This is a genomic window from Microcoleus sp. Pol7_B2, assembly GCF_036701035.1.
GTDB lineage: Bacteria > Cyanobacteriota > Cyanobacteriia > Cyanobacteriales > Microcoleaceae > Microcoleus.
The window spans coordinates 70,089-88,873 of sequence record NZ_JAUBQB010000008.1 but is presented as its reverse complement, the minus strand read 5'-3'; the positions used below and the strand labels follow the sequence as shown (position 1 = coordinate 88,873).

Annotated in this window: 18 protein-coding genes and 1 tRNA gene; 11 read left to right on the top strand and 8 right to left on the bottom strand. The window is 45.8% G+C overall.

The window, feature by feature from the left end; genetic code table 11:
- Positions 1 to 4: 4 nt before the first annotated feature.
- Positions 5 to 736, top strand: a complete 732-nt coding sequence (gene rpaB / locus QUA57_RS05260; protein WP_071587789.1) for a response regulator transcription factor RpaB — start codon at positions 5 to 7, stop codon at positions 734 to 736.
- An 83-nt stretch (positions 737 to 819) separates the two neighbouring features.
- On the top strand, positions 820 to 1,467 hold the full coding sequence (locus QUA57_RS05255; RefSeq protein WP_333059888.1) for a cofactor assembly of complex C subunit B: 648 nt from the start codon (positions 820 to 822) through the stop codon (positions 1,465 to 1,467).
- A gap of 376 nt (positions 1,468 to 1,843) precedes the next feature.
- Here the strand turns inward: QUA57_RS05255 and hpsJ-A are convergent, their stop codons facing one another.
- From hpsJ-A to rfbB, 4 genes are all read right to left on the bottom strand, one after another.
- Positions 1,844 to 2,524: an HpsJ-like protein, cyanoexosortase A-associated gene (gene hpsJ-A / locus QUA57_RS05250; protein WP_333059887.1), complete on the bottom strand. Its 681-nt coding sequence runs from the start codon at positions 2,522 to 2,524 to the stop codon at positions 1,844 to 1,846.
- A gap of 178 nt (positions 2,525 to 2,702) precedes the next feature.
- The gene (locus QUA57_RS05245; RefSeq protein WP_333059886.1) at positions 2,703 to 3,371 is read right to left on the bottom strand and encodes a cyanoexosortase A system-associated protein; all 669 of its coding nucleotides are present in this window, start codon (positions 3,369 to 3,371) and stop codon (positions 2,703 to 2,705) included.
- Positions 3,371 to 4,222, bottom strand: coding sequence for a cyanoexosortase A (gene crtA, locus QUA57_RS05240; protein ID WP_333059885.1), 852 nt, complete (start codon positions 4,220 to 4,222; stop codon positions 3,371 to 3,373). Before crtA ends, QUA57_RS05245 begins: the two co-directional genes overlap by 1 nt.
- Positions 4,223 to 4,608: 386 nt before the next feature.
- Positions 4,609 to 5,715 carry a dTDP-glucose 4,6-dehydratase gene (rfbB, locus tag QUA57_RS05235; protein ID WP_333059884.1) on the bottom strand — a complete coding sequence of 369 codons (1,107 nt, stop codon included), beginning with the start codon at positions 5,713 to 5,715 and terminating at the stop codon, positions 4,609 to 4,611.
- A gap of 357 nt (positions 5,716 to 6,072) precedes the next feature.
- Here rfbB and QUA57_RS05230 point away from each other — a divergent pair, with 357 nt between their 5' ends.
- The 4 genes from QUA57_RS05230 to QUA57_RS05215 all read left to right on the top strand — a co-directional run bounded on the left by QUA57_RS05230 (position 6,073) and on the right by QUA57_RS05215 (position 10,024).
- The gene (locus tag QUA57_RS05230) at positions 6,073 to 6,618 is read left to right on the top strand and encodes a hypothetical protein (protein WP_333059883.1); all 546 of its coding nucleotides are present in this window, start codon (positions 6,073 to 6,075) and stop codon (positions 6,616 to 6,618) included.
- A gap of 470 nt (positions 6,619 to 7,088) precedes the next feature.
- Positions 7,089 to 7,694: a DUF1517 domain-containing protein gene (locus QUA57_RS05225; RefSeq protein ID WP_333059882.1), complete on the top strand. Its 606-nt coding sequence runs from the start codon at positions 7,089 to 7,091 to the stop codon at positions 7,692 to 7,694.
- Positions 7,695 to 7,940: 246 nt separating this feature from the next.
- Positions 7,941 to 8,822: a hypothetical protein gene (locus QUA57_RS05220; RefSeq protein WP_333059881.1), complete on the top strand. Its 882-nt coding sequence runs from the start codon at positions 7,941 to 7,943 to the stop codon at positions 8,820 to 8,822.
- 182 nt (positions 8,823 to 9,004) lie between these two features.
- Entirely contained in the window at positions 9,005 to 10,024 is a 1,020-nt protein-coding gene (locus tag QUA57_RS05215) for an S-layer homology domain-containing protein (protein WP_333059880.1), read from the top strand.
- Positions 10,025 to 10,119: 95 nt separating this feature from the next.
- Here the strand turns inward: QUA57_RS05215 and QUA57_RS05210 are convergent, their stop codons facing one another.
- Positions 10,120 to 11,700 (bottom strand): peptidoglycan-binding protein, encoded by a 1,581-nt coding sequence (locus tag QUA57_RS05210; protein WP_333059878.1) that lies wholly within the window; start codon positions 11,698 to 11,700, stop codon positions 10,120 to 10,122.
- 134 nt (positions 11,701 to 11,834) lie between these two features.
- Between QUA57_RS05210 and alr the strand changes: the two genes are divergently transcribed.
- The 4 genes from alr to QUA57_RS05190 all read left to right on the top strand — a co-directional run bounded on the left by alr (position 11,835) and on the right by QUA57_RS05190 (position 15,469).
- Entirely contained in the window at positions 11,835 to 13,037 is a 1,203-nt protein-coding gene (gene alr, locus QUA57_RS05205; protein ID WP_333059876.1) for an alanine racemase, read from the top strand.
- A 210-nt stretch (positions 13,038 to 13,247) separates the two neighbouring features.
- The gene (locus tag QUA57_RS05200; protein WP_333059875.1) at positions 13,248 to 14,096 is read left to right on the top strand and encodes a mechanosensitive ion channel family protein; all 849 of its coding nucleotides are present in this window, start codon (positions 13,248 to 13,250) and stop codon (positions 14,094 to 14,096) included.
- A 47-nt stretch (positions 14,097 to 14,143) separates the two neighbouring features.
- On the top strand, positions 14,144 to 15,283 hold the full coding sequence (locus QUA57_RS05195) for a patatin-like phospholipase family protein (RefSeq protein ID WP_333059873.1): 1,140 nt from the start codon (positions 14,144 to 14,146) through the stop codon (positions 15,281 to 15,283).
- Positions 15,284 to 15,380: 97 nt separating this feature from the next.
- A tRNA-Ser gene (locus tag QUA57_RS05190) sits at positions 15,381 to 15,469 on the top strand.
- A 120-nt stretch (positions 15,470 to 15,589) separates the two neighbouring features.
- Here QUA57_RS05190 and QUA57_RS05185 read toward each other — a convergent pair.
- The 3 genes from QUA57_RS05185 to QUA57_RS05175 all read right to left on the bottom strand — a co-directional run bounded on the left by QUA57_RS05185 (position 15,590) and on the right by QUA57_RS05175 (position 17,906).
- The gene (locus QUA57_RS05185) at positions 15,590 to 15,742 is read right to left on the bottom strand and encodes a hypothetical protein (RefSeq protein WP_333059872.1); all 153 of its coding nucleotides are present in this window, start codon (positions 15,740 to 15,742) and stop codon (positions 15,590 to 15,592) included.
- Between the two features lie 206 nt (positions 15,743 to 15,948).
- A complete protein-coding gene (locus QUA57_RS05180; protein ID WP_333059871.1) occupies positions 15,949 to 16,359 on the bottom strand; it encodes a hypothetical protein in 411 nt (136 codons plus the stop codon).
- A 608-nt stretch (positions 16,360 to 16,967) separates the two neighbouring features.
- The gene (locus tag QUA57_RS05175; protein ID WP_333059870.1) at positions 16,968 to 17,906 is read right to left on the bottom strand and encodes a serine hydrolase; all 939 of its coding nucleotides are present in this window, start codon (positions 17,904 to 17,906) and stop codon (positions 16,968 to 16,970) included.
- A gap of 108 nt (positions 17,907 to 18,014) precedes the next feature.
- Here QUA57_RS05175 and QUA57_RS05170 point away from each other — a divergent pair, with 108 nt between their 5' ends.
- On the top strand, positions 18,015 to 18,746 hold the full coding sequence (locus QUA57_RS05170; protein WP_333059869.1) for a C40 family peptidase: 732 nt from the start codon (positions 18,015 to 18,017) through the stop codon (positions 18,744 to 18,746).
- The last annotated feature ends 39 nt before the right edge of the window (positions 18,747 to 18,785 follow it).

The window sequence follows — 18,785 nt, the reverse complement described above, 5'->3', positions numbered from 1 at the left end:
TAACTTGGAAAACCATAAAGAAAAAATTCTGGTAGTCGATGACGAAGCCAGTATCCGCCGCATTCTGGAGACTCGCCTTTCCATGATTGGCTACGATGTCGTCACCGCTGCTGACGGCGAAGAAGCTCTCGAAACATTTCGCAACACCGAACCCGACTTAGTGGTTTTGGACGTGATGATGCCGAAGCTAGACGGTTACGGCGTCTGTCAGGAGTTGCGTAAAGAGTCAGACGTGCCTATCATCATGCTAACTGCTTTGGGAGACGTAGCCGATCGCATCACCGGTTTAGAATTGGGCGCCGACGATTACGTCGTCAAACCTTTCTCTCCCAAAGAACTTGAAGCCCGCATCCGTTCGGTACTGCGGAGGGTTGACAAAAACGGAGCATCGGGAATTCCCAGCTCTGGAGTCATCCACGTCACCAATATTAGGATTGACACCAACAAGCGCCAAGTTTACAAAGGCGACGAACGAATTCGGCTCACAGGCATGGAATTTAGCCTGTTAGAACTGCTTGTCAGCCGTTCTGGAGAGCCTTTTTCGCGATCGGAAATTTTGCAGGAAGTCTGGGGATACACGCCAGAACGCCACGTAGACACCCGCGTAGTGGATGTTCACATCTCGCGGCTTAGGGCAAAGTTGGAAGACGACCCCAGCAATCCCGAATTAATTCTCACCGCCCGCGGCACCGGCTATCTCTTCCAGCGAATTGTCGAAATTGGAGAAGTAGGATAAAGTCAGTTGGCAATTGGCAGTTGGCAGTTGGCATTAGTTAAATTACCAACTACCAATTACCAATGACTAATGACTAATGACTAATGACTAAATCTGATCCTAATAAAGTTTTGCGGCAATTGCCCTTAGTTGCAGGAGGATTAGCAGGTACGCTGCTAATGGTAAACCGCTTGCTGACAGAGCAAATTACAGATTCTCAAGCTCGATCGGACGCTTTGGGAGTAATTATCAGCGCTCTGCTGATTTTAACAGGTTTGCTGTGGCAGCAGGTGCAAGCGCGATCGCCCGATTCCGTAAAACTTATCGGCGAAGAAGGTTTTGAATTTGCACCGGATTTGCCGGAGGCTGTGAAAATAGAATTAGCCTGGGCGTCGCGTTTGCTGTTGACAAATACCGCCACCAGGTCGATCGTTGTTGTGTATCAGGGAAAAGTTTTATTGCGGCGCGGCATTTTAGGCATCAATTCCGAAGTCAAACCAGGGCCGATTTTGCAGCGAGTCCTCGACAAAAATAAACCAGTTTATTTAGTAAATCTCAATATTTATCCCGGGCGAATTGAATTTGATTATTTGCCAGAAAATACTCAAGGAGTCATCTGTCAGCCCATCGGCAGCCAAGGCGTTTTAATCTTAGGTGCTAACGCCCCCCGCAGCTACACCAAACAAGATGAAAACTGGGTTGAAGGCATTGCCGACAAACTAGAAAATACCATCAATCGATTTGAGATTTGAGATTTGAGATTGTGGATTGTGGATTTGAGATTCTGGACTGTGGATTTGAGACTTGAGATTGTGGATTGTGGATTTGAGATTGTGGATTTCACAATGCCAGCCCTGTCAAGGTGCGATCCTCTTCGAGGGCTGCGCTAACGACCGATTTGCCTCATTCTCGGTGTTGGCTATCGGCAATAAACAAGATTTATTACCGATATCTTTTGAAAAGAAGAAGAGCCAGCGCTCCCCCCAACGAAATTTCCAGGGTTTGAGGGTCTTCTTAACCACCAAGACGCGGGCTGCGTGTACAGGGCGCACCTTAGTCCTCAACAAGAATCTCCGGGTGCGCTAGGCGCACCTTACTAGCTCACAAATCGCAACTCAAAACTCAAAACTACTCGCGAGCCCAGTCAGTACCGCGCCACAGCGTAAAAAACAAAACACTAGAAATCAGCGCGCCCAGCAGCCACTTAACAGCATTTTTAAATAACCCCACACGCTGACTTTGCTGAACCGCAGCACTTTGCGTCTGTAACCGTTCCTTAGCCGGAGTAATTCTCGAAAGAATTTGCTCTTTCAATTGCTGTGGGTTTTGCGTATCCGCTTGTACCCCCAAACGAGTAAGTTCCCCCGCCAAATTCCTTAAATCTTCAGGACTACCCTTATTGAGCCGTTCTTCCACCTGCTGCAACTGAGCTAATTGTTGGTTTGCTTGAGTAGTAATTTGCTGGTTGTTTTGGTTGTTGACGTAGATAGTGCCAAAAATTCCCAAAGGCAACATCAACAGAAAAACCAGACCTAGCAGCAGACAAACCCAAGACAAAACCTTCAAAAAAACGTCTTCCAAACCTCTGCGGTCGTACCCTTCGCCAAAAAATATCAGCGCCATTGCCAGTAAAGGAACGGGCACCCGTTCCACTACAGCCCCAATTGTTTGCAATTCCCAGAGGCGATTGCCAAAATTTGCGGGTATAAGAACTGCAATTGTATCTAATACAGACAAAATTAATAGACCGTAGCCAATCCAACGCAGTCTGTAGATAGAAAAACCTTGTTCGCCTTGTAAGTCATTCATAAAATAATCAGAGTTGTTGTTAAGAAAAATCTGTCTTGACGCCGCCCAAGAACGGATACAAGCCCCCGACAACAGTCGTGGAGAGTCAAAAATTTTAGACTTTTGTTCCAGCTTCCAGATTCACCTGTGGAGTAAATATAAAAGCTAAAAGCTAAAAGCTAAAATCGACTGAATCGAGTCAAGGCTCGGGGAATCGCGGCTGCCACCACTCATACCAAGAAACCCAAGCATTCTCTAGAATTTTTTTGGCATCTTCTGGAGTTGTTTTATCCAAAGGCACAGACATCTGAGTCCACAAACAGCGCCGGTCTTGAATATTTCCCCTACCCAACAACCAAAACAGAATACGGTTGGGCTGCCAATCGCGAGTATTTCGATTATATCTAAACTGTTGGGAAGTTACTGTAGGACTGCCATGAGGATTGATACACGAACTCAAATACAGTCGATTTTGCTGTTGCACAATTCCGTGAAACCCCGCGCCTTGAGTGTTTACTAATGCTAGTTTACCAGGATACGACTTGAGAATAGTATGTCCCCTCATCATACCTTCCACATCCCCAATGGTGTTTACGGCATAGCGCATCTCTATGTCTAGAGCCATGCTATTTTTTTGATATTCATATTTCCTGGCAGCTTTGAATTCTGAATTTTCCTTAATTTTCAGAAGCGCGCTCTTGTTGAGTTTCCACTCGGCTAGAGGCACCGACTCGGGAAACTCAAACGGGGTTGCCACATTCTTGCCGTCCGATGGATAGAAAACCAATTTTCCGGCAACCAACAAAACGCCTCCCAAAGTAACAGCCAACAGGGAAATCCTAAGTGGTTTCCAAGAGATAATAGCCATTAGCAATTCTGTCCTTCCTGATTTGGGGGTTGGTCTTTCAAAATTGCAAACCAGCAGAATAAACCGAAAATAAATACAGCAATCATAGAAAATATTACCGAACCATTTCCTTCGTGCCAGTATTTAAATGCTTCTGGTTGAGATAGCGATACCAGCACTGCCAAGAGACCAACTCGCGCGGCATTCACTACAAATGCAGTAATTATTGCCACGAATGGCAATACCATTTTCTGACCCCTAGTGGTAGGAAACATCAGTAAGAAAACCAGAGCTAGTCCTAACAATTGTAGCATCGCATTCACCCCGGAACAGCCGTGATTCACTTCCACGCTGCCCTTTTCCAGGATTAGAAAAACCCCTTTTTGCACCACTTCAAATCCTAGATAGTGGAGGAGGAAAGCTGAAAATTTAGCTGTTAGTTTGGGGACATCAACGAATACTCCGATCAATCCGGGAGGAATAGCTGTATACGCAAGAATTAGAAGTTCCTGCCAATATTGTTTCAGTCCTTTTGTGCCGGAAGCCAGCAATGCGAGACTAATTGCAGACAAAAAAGGCGTTGCTCTGATAAAAAAGTCGTATCCAGATATCGACGAGCTTTTGAGCAATATTAAAGCAATTAACGATGTCCCAAAGAAGCTGGCGAAAACTCCGCTTTCAAAAGTTAAGGATTCGTGCCTTTCCCAAATGAGAAATGCTACGACTCCCCAAAACAGTAACATTGTACCGAACAGGTCAGTGTCGTTGGTTCTGGAAGTCAGAGTTAGGTGTAAGGCTATCAAACCGGAGGCGATGCCTAACAGCCAGTATTTAGGTTCTTGGACGTGCTTGAGCCAGTTTATTTCGGTCATTGGTGCTTTTTGTTTTCCCTAAAAGCTTCTAAAATGCTTAATCTTGTAACTCTATTAAAATTATCAGCTACAAACACTTAAATTTATGCGTTTCAGATGATTTTTAACTAAATCTTCACAATGATTGACAAGGGCGAATGTGTGTGATACATACCTCCACCTAATTAAATCAGAAGTTAGGCGCAAAGATTAAAGAAAACAGGTTTTTTAACTGTGATCGATCGCACTCAACTAAACATTTTCTTTTCTCTAACCCGGTTTCTGCGCCGGGAGTTTAAATGTAAAGCTTGAAGGCAAGACATAAACCTTTCTGGACGCACTCTTGAGCGGGAAAACCAGTTTTTTACTGGTTCTGGTTTTTGGTAGCCCGTGCGTCCAGGAGTAGATTAGTTAGAGTAGACTTTCCGGTAGTAAGTTTGATATTCCTCAGAAAGCAGGGGTTCCCACCAATCCCGATGGGCTAAGTACCATTCTACAGTCTGCCGCAAACCTTCTTCAACTGTTACTGAGGGAGTCCAACCTAACTCTGTTTTAATTTTGGTGGCATCAATAGCATAACGCCGATCGTGTCCGGCTCTGTCTTTGACAAATGTGATCAATTGTTCGCAAGGACGGGCGGGTAAATCCTCAGCTAATTCGTCCATTAGCTGACACAGCATTTTTACTAAATCGAGATTTTTGACCTCGTTGTTGCCGCCAACATTGTAGGTTTCCCCAGGCTGACCACGGTGAATAACAGCATCTAAAGCGCGGCAGTGGTCGAGAACGTAAAGCCAATCTCGCACGTTTTGACCGTCGCCGTATACTGGCAGCGGTTTGCCCAATAGCATATTGATGCACATTAATGGAATGAGCTTTTCTGGGAAGTGATAGGGGCCGTAATTGTTGGAACAGTTGGTGATAATTGTCGGGACGCCGTAGGTGTGGAAATAGGCGCGGGCGAGGTGGTCGCTGCCAGCTTTGGAGGCTGAGTAGGGACTGTTGGGCGAGTAGGCAGTTGTTTCTGTGAAGGCTGGGTCATCGGGGCCGAGACTGCCGTAAACTTCGTCGGTAGAAACGTGGAGGAAGCGCATTTGTGCTTTGAGAGATGCCTCATCAATTGCTTCTAAATGCTTGCGGAAGGCTTCTAACAGTGTGAAGGTTCCGACAACGTTTGTTTGAACAAAGGCGGCAGGCCCGATAATTGACCTGTCAACGTGGGATTCTGCTGCAAAGTGGGCGACTGTGGTGATGTTTTCTTCTTTGAGCAAGGTATCGACTAAGGTACGATCGCAAATATCCCCCTGCACAAACCGAAAATTTTCGCCTCCTTCCAAAGTTGCCAGGGTTTGTCGGTTTCCGGCGTAGGTTAAAGCGTCCAGTACCACTACTCGATCGCCCCGATAGCTGCTGCACCAGTGATGCACAAAATTCGAGCCGATAAATCCAGCCCCGCCCGTCACCAACAATCGGCGATGGAATCGCTCAATGCCTTGATTCGCGTTGTCTGTCATAAAAATAAGAGTTATTCCAATAACTAAGCCTTTACAAAAGTAGCCTTAAAAGTAGTTTGTCACCAACTGTTTGCCAGTCTGTAACTAAATTTTCTACTGTCTCACCTCAGATTTTCTAATTTGGGCGCGATCAAAGTATTGGTTCACAAAACTTGAAATTCTACCGATCGGTTAGTTAAAACGCTTACACAGTAAGCATTTCATCTGTTTAAGCGGGCAATTTTAAATTTGAATGGCGTGAGGCTATAGCTGACTTTTGCGATCGATCCGCGATATGGGCGGCGCACAGAGTTGATACATTTGTAAAGAGCTGTTACCATTAATTTTTTAATTATCCTTTACAATCTCCAGAGCACCATGAAGAAGTTTCAAGTGTTAGCTGGCATTGCTTCCGTCGTCGCGATCGCAAGCAGCATCGCCATAGGTGACGCCGCATCTGCTTTCCCCTGTTCCTACAGCAAATCTGGCGCGGCTAAATCTGGTTCTGCGACAACGATCCTAGGTTCCGGCGGCTCGGAGCGCATGAATCCCTGGAAATCCTACAAAACAGCAGCTCTCGGTTTCCTAGGTTTGGCTGGAGTTTTGGGTGGCGGAGCGGCCTACATGAGCTACCGTGCCGGCAAGCGCGCTTCTGCTGCTTGCGCTGCGATGACCGATAATTTTGAAGTTTTTGAAGAGTCGCTCGATCCGATCGCAGATGCAGGTGTTTCTGGACACATGGAAGTTCCTGCCGTGCTCGATTTGGCGCCGGCGGGTGCTGTAGCTGAGTCAGCAGATGCGGTTGCAGCCGTTCGCGAACACCCGGAAGCTCCGGGTGGTGAGCTGGATTTGCCAGTTTCGCCAGTTGCTGAGTTGAGTTCTGAAATTGCGATTGAACAAGTCCAAAGCGCGATCGTCAAATAGTTATCTCAAACCAAAGTATTCGCTTAGCGCACCTCCAATCTTCCCAGATTGGAGGTTTTTTGAGTGGAAATTATCTAACCTACAATTTCTTGTCATTGCGATCGCGAAGCACTGCAAACAATAGACCGATGAATCGATAGCCCACAATATTATATTCCGGCTAAGCAAACGAGCGCTGAATTCATATCAATTAAAAAAACTCTTGCTACAATCATCAATCTCATACTAATTAATTATTAAAAGTCGCCGCTCTTTGTCAGGACAAGGCAGTGCCGTTTCCCTACTGTATTGGAACTGTATTTGATGCGAGTGAAAACTGCTATAAAATTAGATGAGTCAAAGCGAAACAGTACCCTGCCGAGGCGATCGCTAAAAATACTCTTCAGATCAATCTGAGGGTAGACGGCAAGAGTTCAAATCCCCTGCTATGGTGGAAAATATAGCCCTACAGATGACAACTATAGGTTATTATGAATGCTTGGCGCGATCGATTCAATCAATTTACAGGTAAAACTAGATTGGCAGTTTGCCGGGTGTTCGTTCACCTAACAGGCGAAGAAGTTGCACCGCTGTTAGGAGTTCTCAACCGCACCGCTAGAAAAGCAATTGATGCCGATGGCGACATAGCAGTTTTAGGAGAAGGTCTTGTAGAAATTTGCAATCACCTGTTGCAATACGACACTTACTGGCAATCGGCCGCCAATGAAGGCGATGTTTTTTGGAATGAAGGGGAAGCCGGCGATTATGTGGATGAACTTTTCACGGATTCAGCCGAGCGCTATCTCAGTGAGCCTCAATACAGCACATCTGTGTACGATCAAAAATCCCCCTTGTCTTTGCCGATAACTAGAAATATCGTAGTGATGCTGACAGTTGCGTATGAAGGCGAAGTTCCTGCCCTAGAAACTGACCTCGCTGACATCAGCACGCTGAAAGTCGGTTTAAAAGCCCTGATTAATTTACATTACCAAGAAAGGCTCCGAGCTGTGCAAGTTCACTTTTCTCCCGCACAGTTGGGAGACGAACTTACCAACGACCAAGTGTTGGTCAATTTCCCCGAACTAATTCCCATTTAAGGAAGGAAGAAGGAAGAGGGAGAAATTACCAATTACTATTTACCAAAATTACCACAGCACATTCCCTGTATATGTAGTACACACAATTTTCTAGGAAATAAGGTGCGTTGCTAGCAACAATCTGCAAGTTTTATCCAAAATATTATTGCAGCGACGCACCCTACAGATTAACACCCCACAATATAGCTGCTACTGTACTTGTTAAAGATGGAATAGGCTGTATTTACTCATTACCAATTACTATTTATGATGCTGCGAAAACTGACAATTTATTTAATGGCTTTAACTTTTTTGGGGACGGCAATCGGCTGCGGTTCACCTCGCACACAAACTTATACAAATCCTGCTGGCAATCCAAATATTAACACAGTGCGCCCGGCACCAAACAATAACTTGGCTCAAGGCCAATATCCCGTACAGCAAGCTACCTACGACGATGCTGATGGCGAATACAGTTTGATGTTGCTGAATACTCCCCCCGGAAGTCCCCCAGTTTACCGCACTAGGGATTTGCAAATGGCTCGCTTAACGGATGAAGAAATATCGGCAGGCAAGAAAAGTTATCTAAGTCTGGATAACAATCAAGCGGTTTTGCATTTGACAGAAGATTTTAAAATTGAGTACGTTCACAACGTTACCGAAACTGTTCCGAATCCTCAAACAGGTCAGCCCCAAACCGTAGTAGTGAGACAGCAATCAGGCTTCTGGGCGCCGTTTGCTGGGGCTATAGCCGGTCAGGCGATCGGCAGTTTGTTATTTAGACCGCAATATTATATGCCGCCAGTGTATCAGCCGGGAATTATGACAGGATATGGCGGCTATGGCAATACTTACGGCCAAGCTGTTAACCAATATCAAACTCGGTATCGAACTCCGCCTCCGGCTGTGAGAAACCGTCAAGTTTTAAGGACGACCGGCCGCTTGCGCTCGCCCACCTATAACCAGCCAGTAAGACCCTCAGTACGGCCAAATGGCAATCGATCGACCGGTTCGGGTTACAGTGGCAGCACTTTGAGGCGATCCCCGCAGCAACGTCAAAATCAATACAAGCGGCAGCCGAGTTTTGGTAGTGGCAGGAATTCTCGTCAACCGAGTCGGAATCGCTCTTTCGGGAGTAGAAGGCGCTGAGTTGAAGATGGCAAAAATCAGCAACTGACATCGGTAAAAGTTGATTTTATATATTCTCCCGATGCCACGCTGCCACAGGTAGGGAGAATGAAAACTTTGGAATAATTGATTTAGTCTTCTCTGTTTCCCCCAGACCCAAAAAATATGTGATTTAATTTCTACATTAGTATGTAGGTGACAATATGTCTTCTTCACAACCCCCGTCAGGGGAAAGAAACCCTCTAGGATTGGATGAATTGATTGCGATCTTGGTTGCCTTCGGCACGATGGGAGCAATTTTATTTTGGGTAACAGGTAAAAATCCCGATCGATTGAATGCCAGAAATTGGCAATTTCCAGCCGTTTTTTCTCAACCTGCTGTTACGCCCGCGAGTCCGGGAATATTAACACCCGAATCGCCAAGTTCCGATTTGCGATCGCCCGCTAAAACGCTCATTCCCTCAGAACCGGATGCCGCACCTGTGGGACCTTTAGGGCCGGTTTTACCGCAAAATCCTCCGGTGGGTGTAATCGTTGTTCCTCCCAAGCCAATTGCGCGATCGACTCCTGTTCCAGCAATTACCAAACCGAAAGGCGATAAACCCAAAGTTGGGCCCGTTAGATTCTCCGATGTTCCAGACAAATATTGGGCGCGTCCGTTCATTTTAGCTTTAGTCGATCGGAAAATTTTTGCTGAGCCCACCGACAGCAAATTTCGTCCCGAGGAATCGATGACGCGAGCCGAACTAGCGCGCTTAATTCAGCGAATGTCCGACGACAAAGAGCCGATCCGAAAACCAATTGATTTTAAAGACGTAAAAGACAAGAGTCCTGTAGCTCCTGCGATCGACCACACCGTCAAAACTGGATATCTTAAAGGATACCCAAACAATGAGTTCCGTCCCGAAAAACAGATTCCGCGTGTCGAAGTAATCGCAGCTTTAGCGAGCGGTTTGAGCCTGAAACCATCAACAAGAGCAACCAAAACTTTACAAGTTTATACAGACAGGGCAAAAGTACCGAAATGGGCAGCTAACAAAGTAGCATCAGCCACAGAAGCTGGCATTGTTGTTAACCACCCGAAGCGCACACTTTTGCAGCCTAATAGAACAGCAACTCGTGCTGAAGTCGCAGCCATGATTTACCAAGCTATGGCCAAAAACGGCAAAGTACCTGCTAAGTCTTCACAGTATGTTGTGAAGCCTTTAAAGTTGCCCAAATAATATTTTAGGGGCGTTGCTCCTAGCCCGCCCCACAATAACATTTAATCGTTATTGTTTGTAGTAAGGACTGAACCCTTCACTACGAAGCAGGTAAATTAATCTTGAAACACCATAATACTGCCCGAATAGCAAGCTACCCAAACCTGATTAGTTTCCGGATCGTAAGTAATCCCGATCGGACTTGAATTAACCTTCACTGTTTGCAGCACTTTCATATCGCTCGTCCTAACCTTGCTAACAGTATTCGAGAAATAGTTGACCACATAAAGCAGTTTTCCCTGATCGGAAATTGTCATGCTTCGAGGTGCTTTTCCTGTAGAAACTTTGTCTACCACTTTACCCGTTTTTAGGTCAATTTTTGCCACATTTCCTTCACCATTTAAAGTGGCATAAAGATACTTTCCATTGGGGTCGATCGTCAAATGACGCGGCGCATTGCCAATATTCTTCAGCCATTCTACCGAAAAGTCGATGAGATTCACTTTCGCAATATCGGAAGAACCCATGATGGCAACATAGGCATTTTTTGAGTCGGGAGTAACAACAATACCCCGAGGATATGCACCCAGTTTCACTCGCTCGATTTCGAGATTTTTATTGATATCAACCACGCTCAAATCCCAACTGCACCAATTGCTAGCGAGCGCGAAGCGATTGTCAGGCGAAACAGCATTGAATTTCGGAACTGCACCTACAGGAATTACCTTTTCTATTGTCAAAGTTTGGGTATTGATGCGGTACAGAAAACTTTGGTCGTGTTTTGCCGCTGGAGAACACCTGTCCGTTCCCGGATTTCTAAACCCGGAACCGTACATTTTGTAGTTGGAGACGTAGGCATATTTGCCATCGGTTGAAAAAGCAGCTTCTACGGGAGAGCCTTTATAATTGCCTTTGAATTTAGAAAAGCCGAACTTCGACAAGTTTACTGTATCGGGAATAGTCTTGACTAATTTAAAGTTCCTGTCGTAAACTGTGATTGTGTGGCGGTACATCATGTTTTGAGCAAAAAACAAACCCGCTCTCGAATAAACTATTGATTTTGGCGATATGTTACCGTAAATTGTTTTTTTCAACGTCATTTTTCCTTGAGTATTATCGGGAGGATTTACGAGTTTTGTGGGTGGCAACTCACTTTCTTGATCCTCGGAATTTTCAGTTTTAAAGGGCGGCAAAGAGGGTTCTTGAAATAGAGGTTCTTGGGTCTGAGTTTGAGTTTGATCTTCGAGTTCGTTGGTGTTTTCTGTGGCGCTAGGAGATGGCGAAGATCGATCGATATTGGGCGCGATTTTTTCCGCAGCTTCAATACTCGCCTCTTCCGGCTTACGTTTCAGTGCTGACAAGGTTTTAGGGCCGACAATTCCGTCAACTTTCAGGTTGTTCTCTGCTTGAAACTTTTTCACAGCAGCCTGGGTGAGAGAACCGTAAAATCCTGTAGCCTTACCGCGAAAATAGCCTGCGTTTTGTAGAGTTTTCTGGAGTTCGGCTACTTCCGGGCCTGAATCACCTTTTTTGATGGCGAGTGCGGGATTGACTAAATTGAAAATTGTGAGAGCGATCGTAAAGAAAAGTAAAGCAGAAGAGGCTAAATTCAGGTGCCTTTTTGAGTGGGTCGATCGAGTTTGACCCGCAGCCGTTTCCCAAGTTTCAGCTAAATGTAGGTAGGCCAGTCCGTCCATAGTTTTTACCGGGTATTTTTGGTGCTATGATACACCAGTTAACTTTGATGAAAGAGAGAATCTTATTATAATCAAACTTAGAGTAAAATCTCCAAGCAGTTTTTAATGGTGTAAGCAAGTAGGAGCGATCGACAATGTGGAGTGGGGAACAAACAACGGCAGAATCAACGACAAAAGAATCCCGCCATACGTTGCTGTGGGACGATAACGGGGGACTTTGCCAGCGGGCTTGGGTAGAAATCGATTTAGCAGCTTTAACTCACAATGTAAAACAGCTTAAAAAGCTCTTATCTCCCCACACAGAACTGATGGCAGTTGTGAAAGCAGATGCTTACGGGCACGGTGCTGTTGGCGTCAGTCAAACAGCATTGCAAGCAGGTGCTAGTTGGCTGGGAGTGGCGACAATTCCCGAAGGAATAGAATTGCGAGAAGCTGGGATAGAAGCGCCGATTTTGCTGTTGGGGGCCACCCATACAGCCCAACAGGTAAAGGCGATCGCCCATTGGCACTTGCAGCCCACTATTTGTACTGCCAAACAAGCCCTAATTTTTTCGGAAGTTCTCGCCGATCTTAACCAATCTTTGCCGGTTCACGCTAAGTTGGATACGGGAATGTCTCGCTTGGGTACGCCCTGGCAAGAAGCTACAGAATTTGTGCAATTAGTCAAGCGGTTGCCCAATTTAAAATTAGCCAGTATTTACTCTCACTTGGCGACAGCAGATAGTCCCGACCTCGCAGTTATGAGAGAGCAGCACCAGCGGTTTCAACAGGCGATCGAGCAAATTAAAATAGCAGGAATTAACCCCCCTCGCCTCCACTTGGCAAACTCTGCTGCCGCCCTCGCTGACCCGGATTTGCACTACGATTTAGTGCGAGTCGGTTTAGCTACCTACGGTCTTTATCCAGCACCTCACTTGCAGTCGATCGCCAACTTGAAGCCCGCAATGCAGGTAAAAGCTAGGGTAACGCAGGTGAAAACAATTGAAGCAGGAACCGGCGTCAGTTACGGCTATCAATTTATAGCTCAGCGCCAGACACAGATTGCCGTAATTGGTATCGGCTATGCAGATGGCATTCCGCGCAACCTTTCTAATAAAATGCAGGTTTTAGTCCGGGGTCAGTTCGTGCGGCAAGTGGGAGCCGTGACGATGGATCAGTTAATGCTGGATGTAACTGATATTCCCAATTTAGAAGTTGGCGAAGTGGTGACGCTGTTGGGCAAAGATGGGGGATATCAAATTACGGCAGACGATTGGGCCGCGACTTTAGGAACTATTTCTTGGGAAATTCTATGCGGTTTTAAACACCGATTGCCCCGCGTAGCAGTACACTATTAGCAGTAGTCCGGCAGGGGTTTAAACCCCTGCCTCATAGCAAAAGTCGGTTTAAACCGACTCAAGATTTTGAACGAGGAAATTATTGATTTTAGTCCTCTTTGAGAGGACTTTAGCTATGAGACAGGGGTTTTCAACCCCTGTAGGACTCTCAAAATAAGCGATAAGACTGAAACTGCAATTCCAAATTCCCAATTCCAATTCCAAATTGATATGACAGTTATTCAGACGTTTTTACCAATAGCTCAAACCTTCTATACTCAGCTAAATGCAGAAAGAACACAAGCCTTGGAAGTAGCCCAAGAATTCTCGAAAAAATTCGTAGAATTGGGGTTTAAAATAGTGCCTCAACTGCTGTGGGCGGTCGGCATTTTGTTAATTACGCGATTTGCGATCGGCTTTGCGGGCCGCGTGACTCGCCGAGCACTGAGTCGCACCGAAGCCACGCTGCGGAAATTCTTAGTTCAAGCTGCTGAAATTACGATTTTGGTAGTGGGAGTAGTCGCCGCTTTGAGTCAGTTGGGAATTCAAACTACCAGTGTGGTTGCGGTGGTGGGTGCAGCGGGTTTGGCCATTGGTTTGGCCTGGCAAAATACTTTGTCGCACTTTGCTGCTGGGGTAATGTTGATTAGTTTGCGCCCCTTTGAAGTCGGAGATGGGATCGAAGCTGGGGATGTTAAGGGAGTGGTGGACAGTATCGGGATTTTTTCAACAACCGTGGTGACAGACGATCGGATAAAAATTATTGTCCCGAACAATCAGTTGTTTAACGGTACACTGAAAAATACAACGGCAATGGGAACGAGGCGAGTAGACTTGAAGATTGATATTGGCGATCGGCCAATTCGTCCAACTGTAGCTGAGTTATTAGAAATTGCCCACTCTCACCCGCTGGTGTTGGAGAATCCCCCCCCGACTTGTTTGGTAGCCGAGATTACTCCCGATACAACTATTTTATCTCTCCGGCCTTGGTGCGCGTCGGTGGCCTACGAACAAGTGCGATCGCAAGTTCAACAATACGTCAAAGAGGCAATGAATGCCGACCACAATCAAGAACAATAGATATAAATCTAAAATCTAAAACCCAAAATTTATCGGAGGTATTTCCCATGAGCAAGTGGTATCCGCAGCAAATTTTGCAAGAACCCGGTGTCAGAATCACCGCAACCGAGAAACAAACAATTCTCAGCAAATTTCCGCCTCCCGACGAAAACGGTCAAATCTATGCCGATGGGGTTTTTGAAGGCGGCGGCGTGCGCGGAGTTGCATTTTTAGGAGCACTCAGGTGCTGTAGCGATTTGGGCATCCGGTGGCGAAAATTGGCAGGCACTTCGGCAGGTGCAATTACCGCCGCAGTATTGGCAACCGACTTGTCAATAGATGACTTAGAGGAAATTTTAGGACAGCTCGATTACAGCATATTTTTAACTCAAAAAAACAGTCCTCTAATTTTAAACGGCGACCCCGCCGACGACTTGCAATCTCCTGCTTGGACGCTACTTTTTCTAACAGTTAGCCGTCAGATGGGAGAATATTCGGCGCAGCCGTTCCGGCAGTGGCTGGAAGCAATGCTCGGTCGAGGTAACTTGCACACTTTTGCCGATGTCAAACAAATCGTAAAAGACCGGGAATTAAAAGTAGTAATATCTAACCTCACTCGCGGTGAAATGTTGGTGCTGCCCGACGACTTACACCGACGCGAATCGACGGATTCCGATGCTTTGTACGAGCAGTTGCGACTCCAAAGCGCTGAACATTTTAGCGTGGCTGAAGCCGTTCGGTTGTCGATGAGTATTCCCCTATTTTTTGAACCAGGAAAACTCGGCGATGACTTAATTGTAGATGGCGGAATTTTGAGCAATTTCCCCCTGTGGATTTATGACAAACAATCCGTCGGTTCCACTCCCGCTATGCCCCGCTGGTTTACCTTTGGGTTTCGATTAGTCGATACCGGAATTGAGACTAAAGCTAAGATTGATACTCCCCTCTCGATGCTGGCGGCGATGTTCAGAACGATGATGAAAGCAAGAGACCGCTATCACCAGCGAGAAATGGATAAGGGCAGGGTGATTAATATTGATGTGACTGAAGCTGGGGTGACGACGACGGACTTTAATCTTGATGGCGATCGCAAGGCTCACCTGTACCGCTTGGGATATTTGTATACTAAGAGGTTCTTTTTGAGTTCCAATTTTAGTTGGGAGAAGCACTTGAAGGCTAGGGGCTTTGGGGCAGAGGCTGGCGGTTGAGGTCGCCAAAAGTATACAGAGTAAGGGATTGAGGAATTTTTAACTTAGGGGTTGGCAAAAATAAGATGTGTGTGCTATAGTTAGTTACTGTCATCTTGGAGAGGTGGCTGAGTGGTCGAAAGCGGCAGATTGCTAATCTGTTAAGGGTGTTAACATCCTTCGAGGGTTCAAATCCCTCCCTCTCCGTTCTATTCAATGCTTTATGAATCAAGGGTTTGGGATTCGTCATACCCTTAAAATTTGCGTTTTGCGCTCATCTGATGACATCGAATTCTTCCATGTTTCAATTTCGTCGCTATCTAAACGTTACCCATGAGCGATCGCGCCTTGAATCGCTTCCCTGGCGCTAGCAAGCCCCGCTTCGCTGGTTTTATTATTCTTGTGCAAACTATGAGCATAAATAAAGCTCATGCCAGTTACGTGGGGAACTAGATGGTGTCCAACATCGCGATCGGTCACTGCATCGTCAGGATCAGCCGTCGCGCCTTGACCAAAAGCTAGGACTCAAAGACACTCTAGATTGTAACTTGTTGACCTTCAACGCTCGATACACGCTACGCCAACGCACATAGCGGCTCAAATCACTGGCAGCAAACAGCCTCAAACTCAGCACAAGGGGCTTTCGTCCGTCCGCTGCATTTGAATTGTTAGACGGCAACACCATATTAGATAGAGTTTGGATCAGCACCCATAAATCCCACTTTTACGCCCGCAGCTTTCATTGCTTTCATTGCTTTATCGTGTATGGAAAGTAGTATCAATAGACCCATAAATGGTAGGAATAAACCAACCATAAGCAATACCATCCATACAACTGAAAGCTTGAGAGAAGTTCCCAGCTTGTATAGCGCAAATATCTGAAATGCTGCCGCCAGGAAGTATACAAGTAAACCTATAGGTTGATCTCCTAAAGAAAAACGAGATAGGTTAGCAACAAAAGCGGCCAGGATAGACCATAAAAGTAATCTGTGATACTTGGCAATTTCCTGAAGCTCCAGACGCGAAAAAGTTGTACTCATATGCGATTCCTTATTCCTTACAGATAATGCAAAGGTAGACATTTCAACTTTAGTCAATCACCAACTATATCCAAACCATGCCGCACCGAGGATTCCGAGCTAATTAGAGCATCAGTCTTCGCCAATAATATCCCTATTACACCGCAGCCAGAGGTTTTCGGTTACTTGAGCATCGCAACTTATAGATAATTTTCGACGGCGCCCCCACGGAAGACTCGCAATTTAACTATGTCTTATTTTGCAATGACCGTATAATATCCCTATTAAGGGCATTATGTCGCAGTTTTTCTTTTTATGTCAAGCACTGCTCAGTCTTATCGTTCTTCAGAATCTCCCTTACTGAATAAGGTTCGTGAGGTAATGTGGTTCGGGGCCAGGAGCCGAAAAACAGAGAAAATAGGACTTACACATAAACTCTATCTGTAGGGTGTACAGTAGCAGCCCTCTCAAGGTGGTGAATAAGACCTTCAAACGCTCAAAATCTTCTAGGCGACGATAGTTAAATCTTCTTCTTTTAACAGGTGATTACCAATAAACTAGGTTTATTGCCGACCGCCAACGGTCTTGATGACGTAAATAGGTTGAGCGCACCAAGAAGCGGGCTGACAGCGGACACATTACTTCTACCAAAAGTGTTGAAAAACACGTTTGGCGTCCAGGACTGTTTAATTAAGCACTTTCATCGCTTCGACAACTTGCCGCGATATAAATGGCAAAATCTCTTCATTCTTGCTATTCTCTTTGCCCTCGGTAAATACAACCAATAAATACGGCCGCAAACCCGATATTTCAATATAAGCAGCATCGTGACGAACTTGACTTGTCAGTCCTGCTTTTGACCACAATTTTGCTGATTCTGGCAATCCCCCGCCTAAAAAACCTGTAACTTGATTTTCGGGATCTGCCTCTAATTTTGCTGGGTCTAAACTGCGTTTCATTAAACCCATCATTTCTTGCGATGCTTGGGCAGAAACCGCTACGCCGCCGATTATACTGTGCACCAAACGCGCGGCTGCATTTGTGGTCAGCATATTTCTATTTTCCATTAATTCTCCCAGAAATGCTCGCTCGCGACCGTAGGGGCCGTCACACCAGGTTTTTTGATTGGCGTTAATATTTTGTAATTCCGGCCAATCCAATGATTGAAAGTAACGGTTGACGATGTTTCGCTGCTGTTTCCAAGTTTCAAAGGGGGCGGGTGATAATTCTGGGCCGCTGGTGGTGCCGGTGAGGGCGTCTACTACTAAACTGGTGGCATCGTTGCTGGAATCAACTATCATATCTCGGACGGCGCGTTGTAATTCTGGGGATGTTTGAATCATGCCTTTTTGCGCCCATTCCCAGATGGCAACGAGGTAGAATAATTTGACGATGCTGGCGGGATAAATTCGTTCGGAAGCTCTAGCGCTAAAACCTCGCGGTTGATATTTCCAAAATTCTTCTGGACTCAGGGCGCCGCCTGTATTGACTCGCACCGGCGGATCGTAGACTATCCAGGTAATGGCTGTACGATCGCCACTTAATCCTGTAAATTTTGACAATGCGGAGTCTATAATGCTACTGCCGAGGGTTTCTAATTGTTCGTCTTTGTGAAAAAATGTCATGGTTAATGGCTGACGCTTAACGGTTAACGGCTAGCAGCTAATGGCAATCTATCGTTAAATGCGAACAATAAATGCGAACAATTAACAGCAAACAATGAGCAATTAGCAATGGCCAATTATCAATTATCTGATGTTGTGGAGTACCGAGCCCGATCGCACATAAATATTTACGATTCCCCAAAGTGCGATCGATTGGCAACTCAAGCAGCGCTGGGGCGACATTTGCGAGTAGTTGACCCCCCCCAGCTCATGAAGGGGGAGAAAAATGGCATAGACTCGGTTGTTGAGGGGGATACAACGGCTGTGATGGTGCGGCTGTGCGAAGATGATTATCCGGGATGGCTGGATATTCGAGATGTTGAGTTGCTCGACCCGACAGAAACAGTGTATCATCCTCTGGTGCTTTCTGAGGCCCAAATCAAGGAAAAGTTACCAATAGTAATTACTTTCGCTCGCGAGGCTATGAACCAATCCAATTATTATCTTTGGGGCGGTACAGTCGGGCCAAATTATGATTGTTCGGGCTTGATGCAAGCTGCTTTTGTTGCTGCGGGCATCTGGTTGCCGAGGGATGCTTATCAGCAGGAAGCTTTTACTAAACCTGTTAGTATCAGTGCTTTAAAACCGGGGGATTTAGTATTTTTTGGTACGCCAGAAAAAGCAACTCATGTAGGATTGTATCTCGGAGATAATCGCTACATTCACAGTTCTGGAAAAGCACAAGGTCGCAACGGTATCGGTATCGATGTTTTGTCGAACGATGGCGATCTAGTCAGTCAAGCTTATTACCAGCAATTGCGGGGATATGGTAAAGTTGTGGCAAGTTATCAACCTAATTAGTTGTTGACGGTTGACGGTTGACTGTTGACTGTTAATATT

Coding starts and splice junctions, on each gene's coding strand:
- QUA57_RS05175 (WP_333059870.1), bottom strand. CDS start 17,906: ATGACATTTTTTCACAAAGACGAACAATTAGAAACCCTCGGCAGTAGC.
- QUA57_RS05195 (WP_333059873.1), top strand. CDS start 14,144: ATGAGCAAGTGGTATCCGCAGCAAATTTTGCAAGAACCCGGTGTCAGA.
- crtA (WP_333059885.1), bottom strand. CDS start 4,222: ATGACCGAAATAAACTGGCTCAAGCACGTCCAAGAACCTAAATACTGG.
- QUA57_RS05210 (WP_333059878.1), bottom strand. CDS start 11,700: ATGGACGGACTGGCCTACCTACATTTAGCTGAAACTTGGGAAACGGCT.
- QUA57_RS05215 (WP_333059880.1), top strand. CDS start 9,005: ATGTCTTCTTCACAACCCCCGTCAGGGGAAAGAAACCCTCTAGGATTG.
- rfbB (WP_333059884.1), bottom strand. CDS start 5,715: ATGACAGACAACGCGAATCAAGGCATTGAGCGATTCCATCGCCGATTG.
- QUA57_RS05225 (WP_333059882.1), top strand. CDS start 7,089: ATGAATGCTTGGCGCGATCGATTCAATCAATTTACAGGTAAAACTAGA.
- QUA57_RS05230 (WP_333059883.1), top strand. CDS start 6,073: ATGAAGAAGTTTCAAGTGTTAGCTGGCATTGCTTCCGTCGTCGCGATC.
- QUA57_RS05170 (WP_333059869.1), top strand. CDS start 18,015: ATGGCCAATTATCAATTATCTGATGTTGTGGAGTACCGAGCCCGATCG.
- QUA57_RS05255 (WP_333059888.1), top strand. CDS start 820: ATGACTAAATCTGATCCTAATAAAGTTTTGCGGCAATTGCCCTTAGTT.
- hpsJ-A (WP_333059887.1), bottom strand. CDS start 2,524: ATGAATGACTTACAAGGCGAACAAGGTTTTTCTATCTACAGACTGCGT.
- QUA57_RS05220 (WP_333059881.1), top strand. CDS start 7,941: ATGATGCTGCGAAAACTGACAATTTATTTAATGGCTTTAACTTTTTTG.
- QUA57_RS05200 (WP_333059875.1), top strand. CDS start 13,248: ATGACAGTTATTCAGACGTTTTTACCAATAGCTCAAACCTTCTATACT.
- alr (WP_333059876.1), top strand. CDS start 11,835: ATGTGGAGTGGGGAACAAACAACGGCAGAATCAACGACAAAAGAATCC.
- QUA57_RS05245 (WP_333059886.1), bottom strand. CDS start 3,371: ATGGCTATTATCTCTTGGAAACCACTTAGGATTTCCCTGTTGGCTGTT.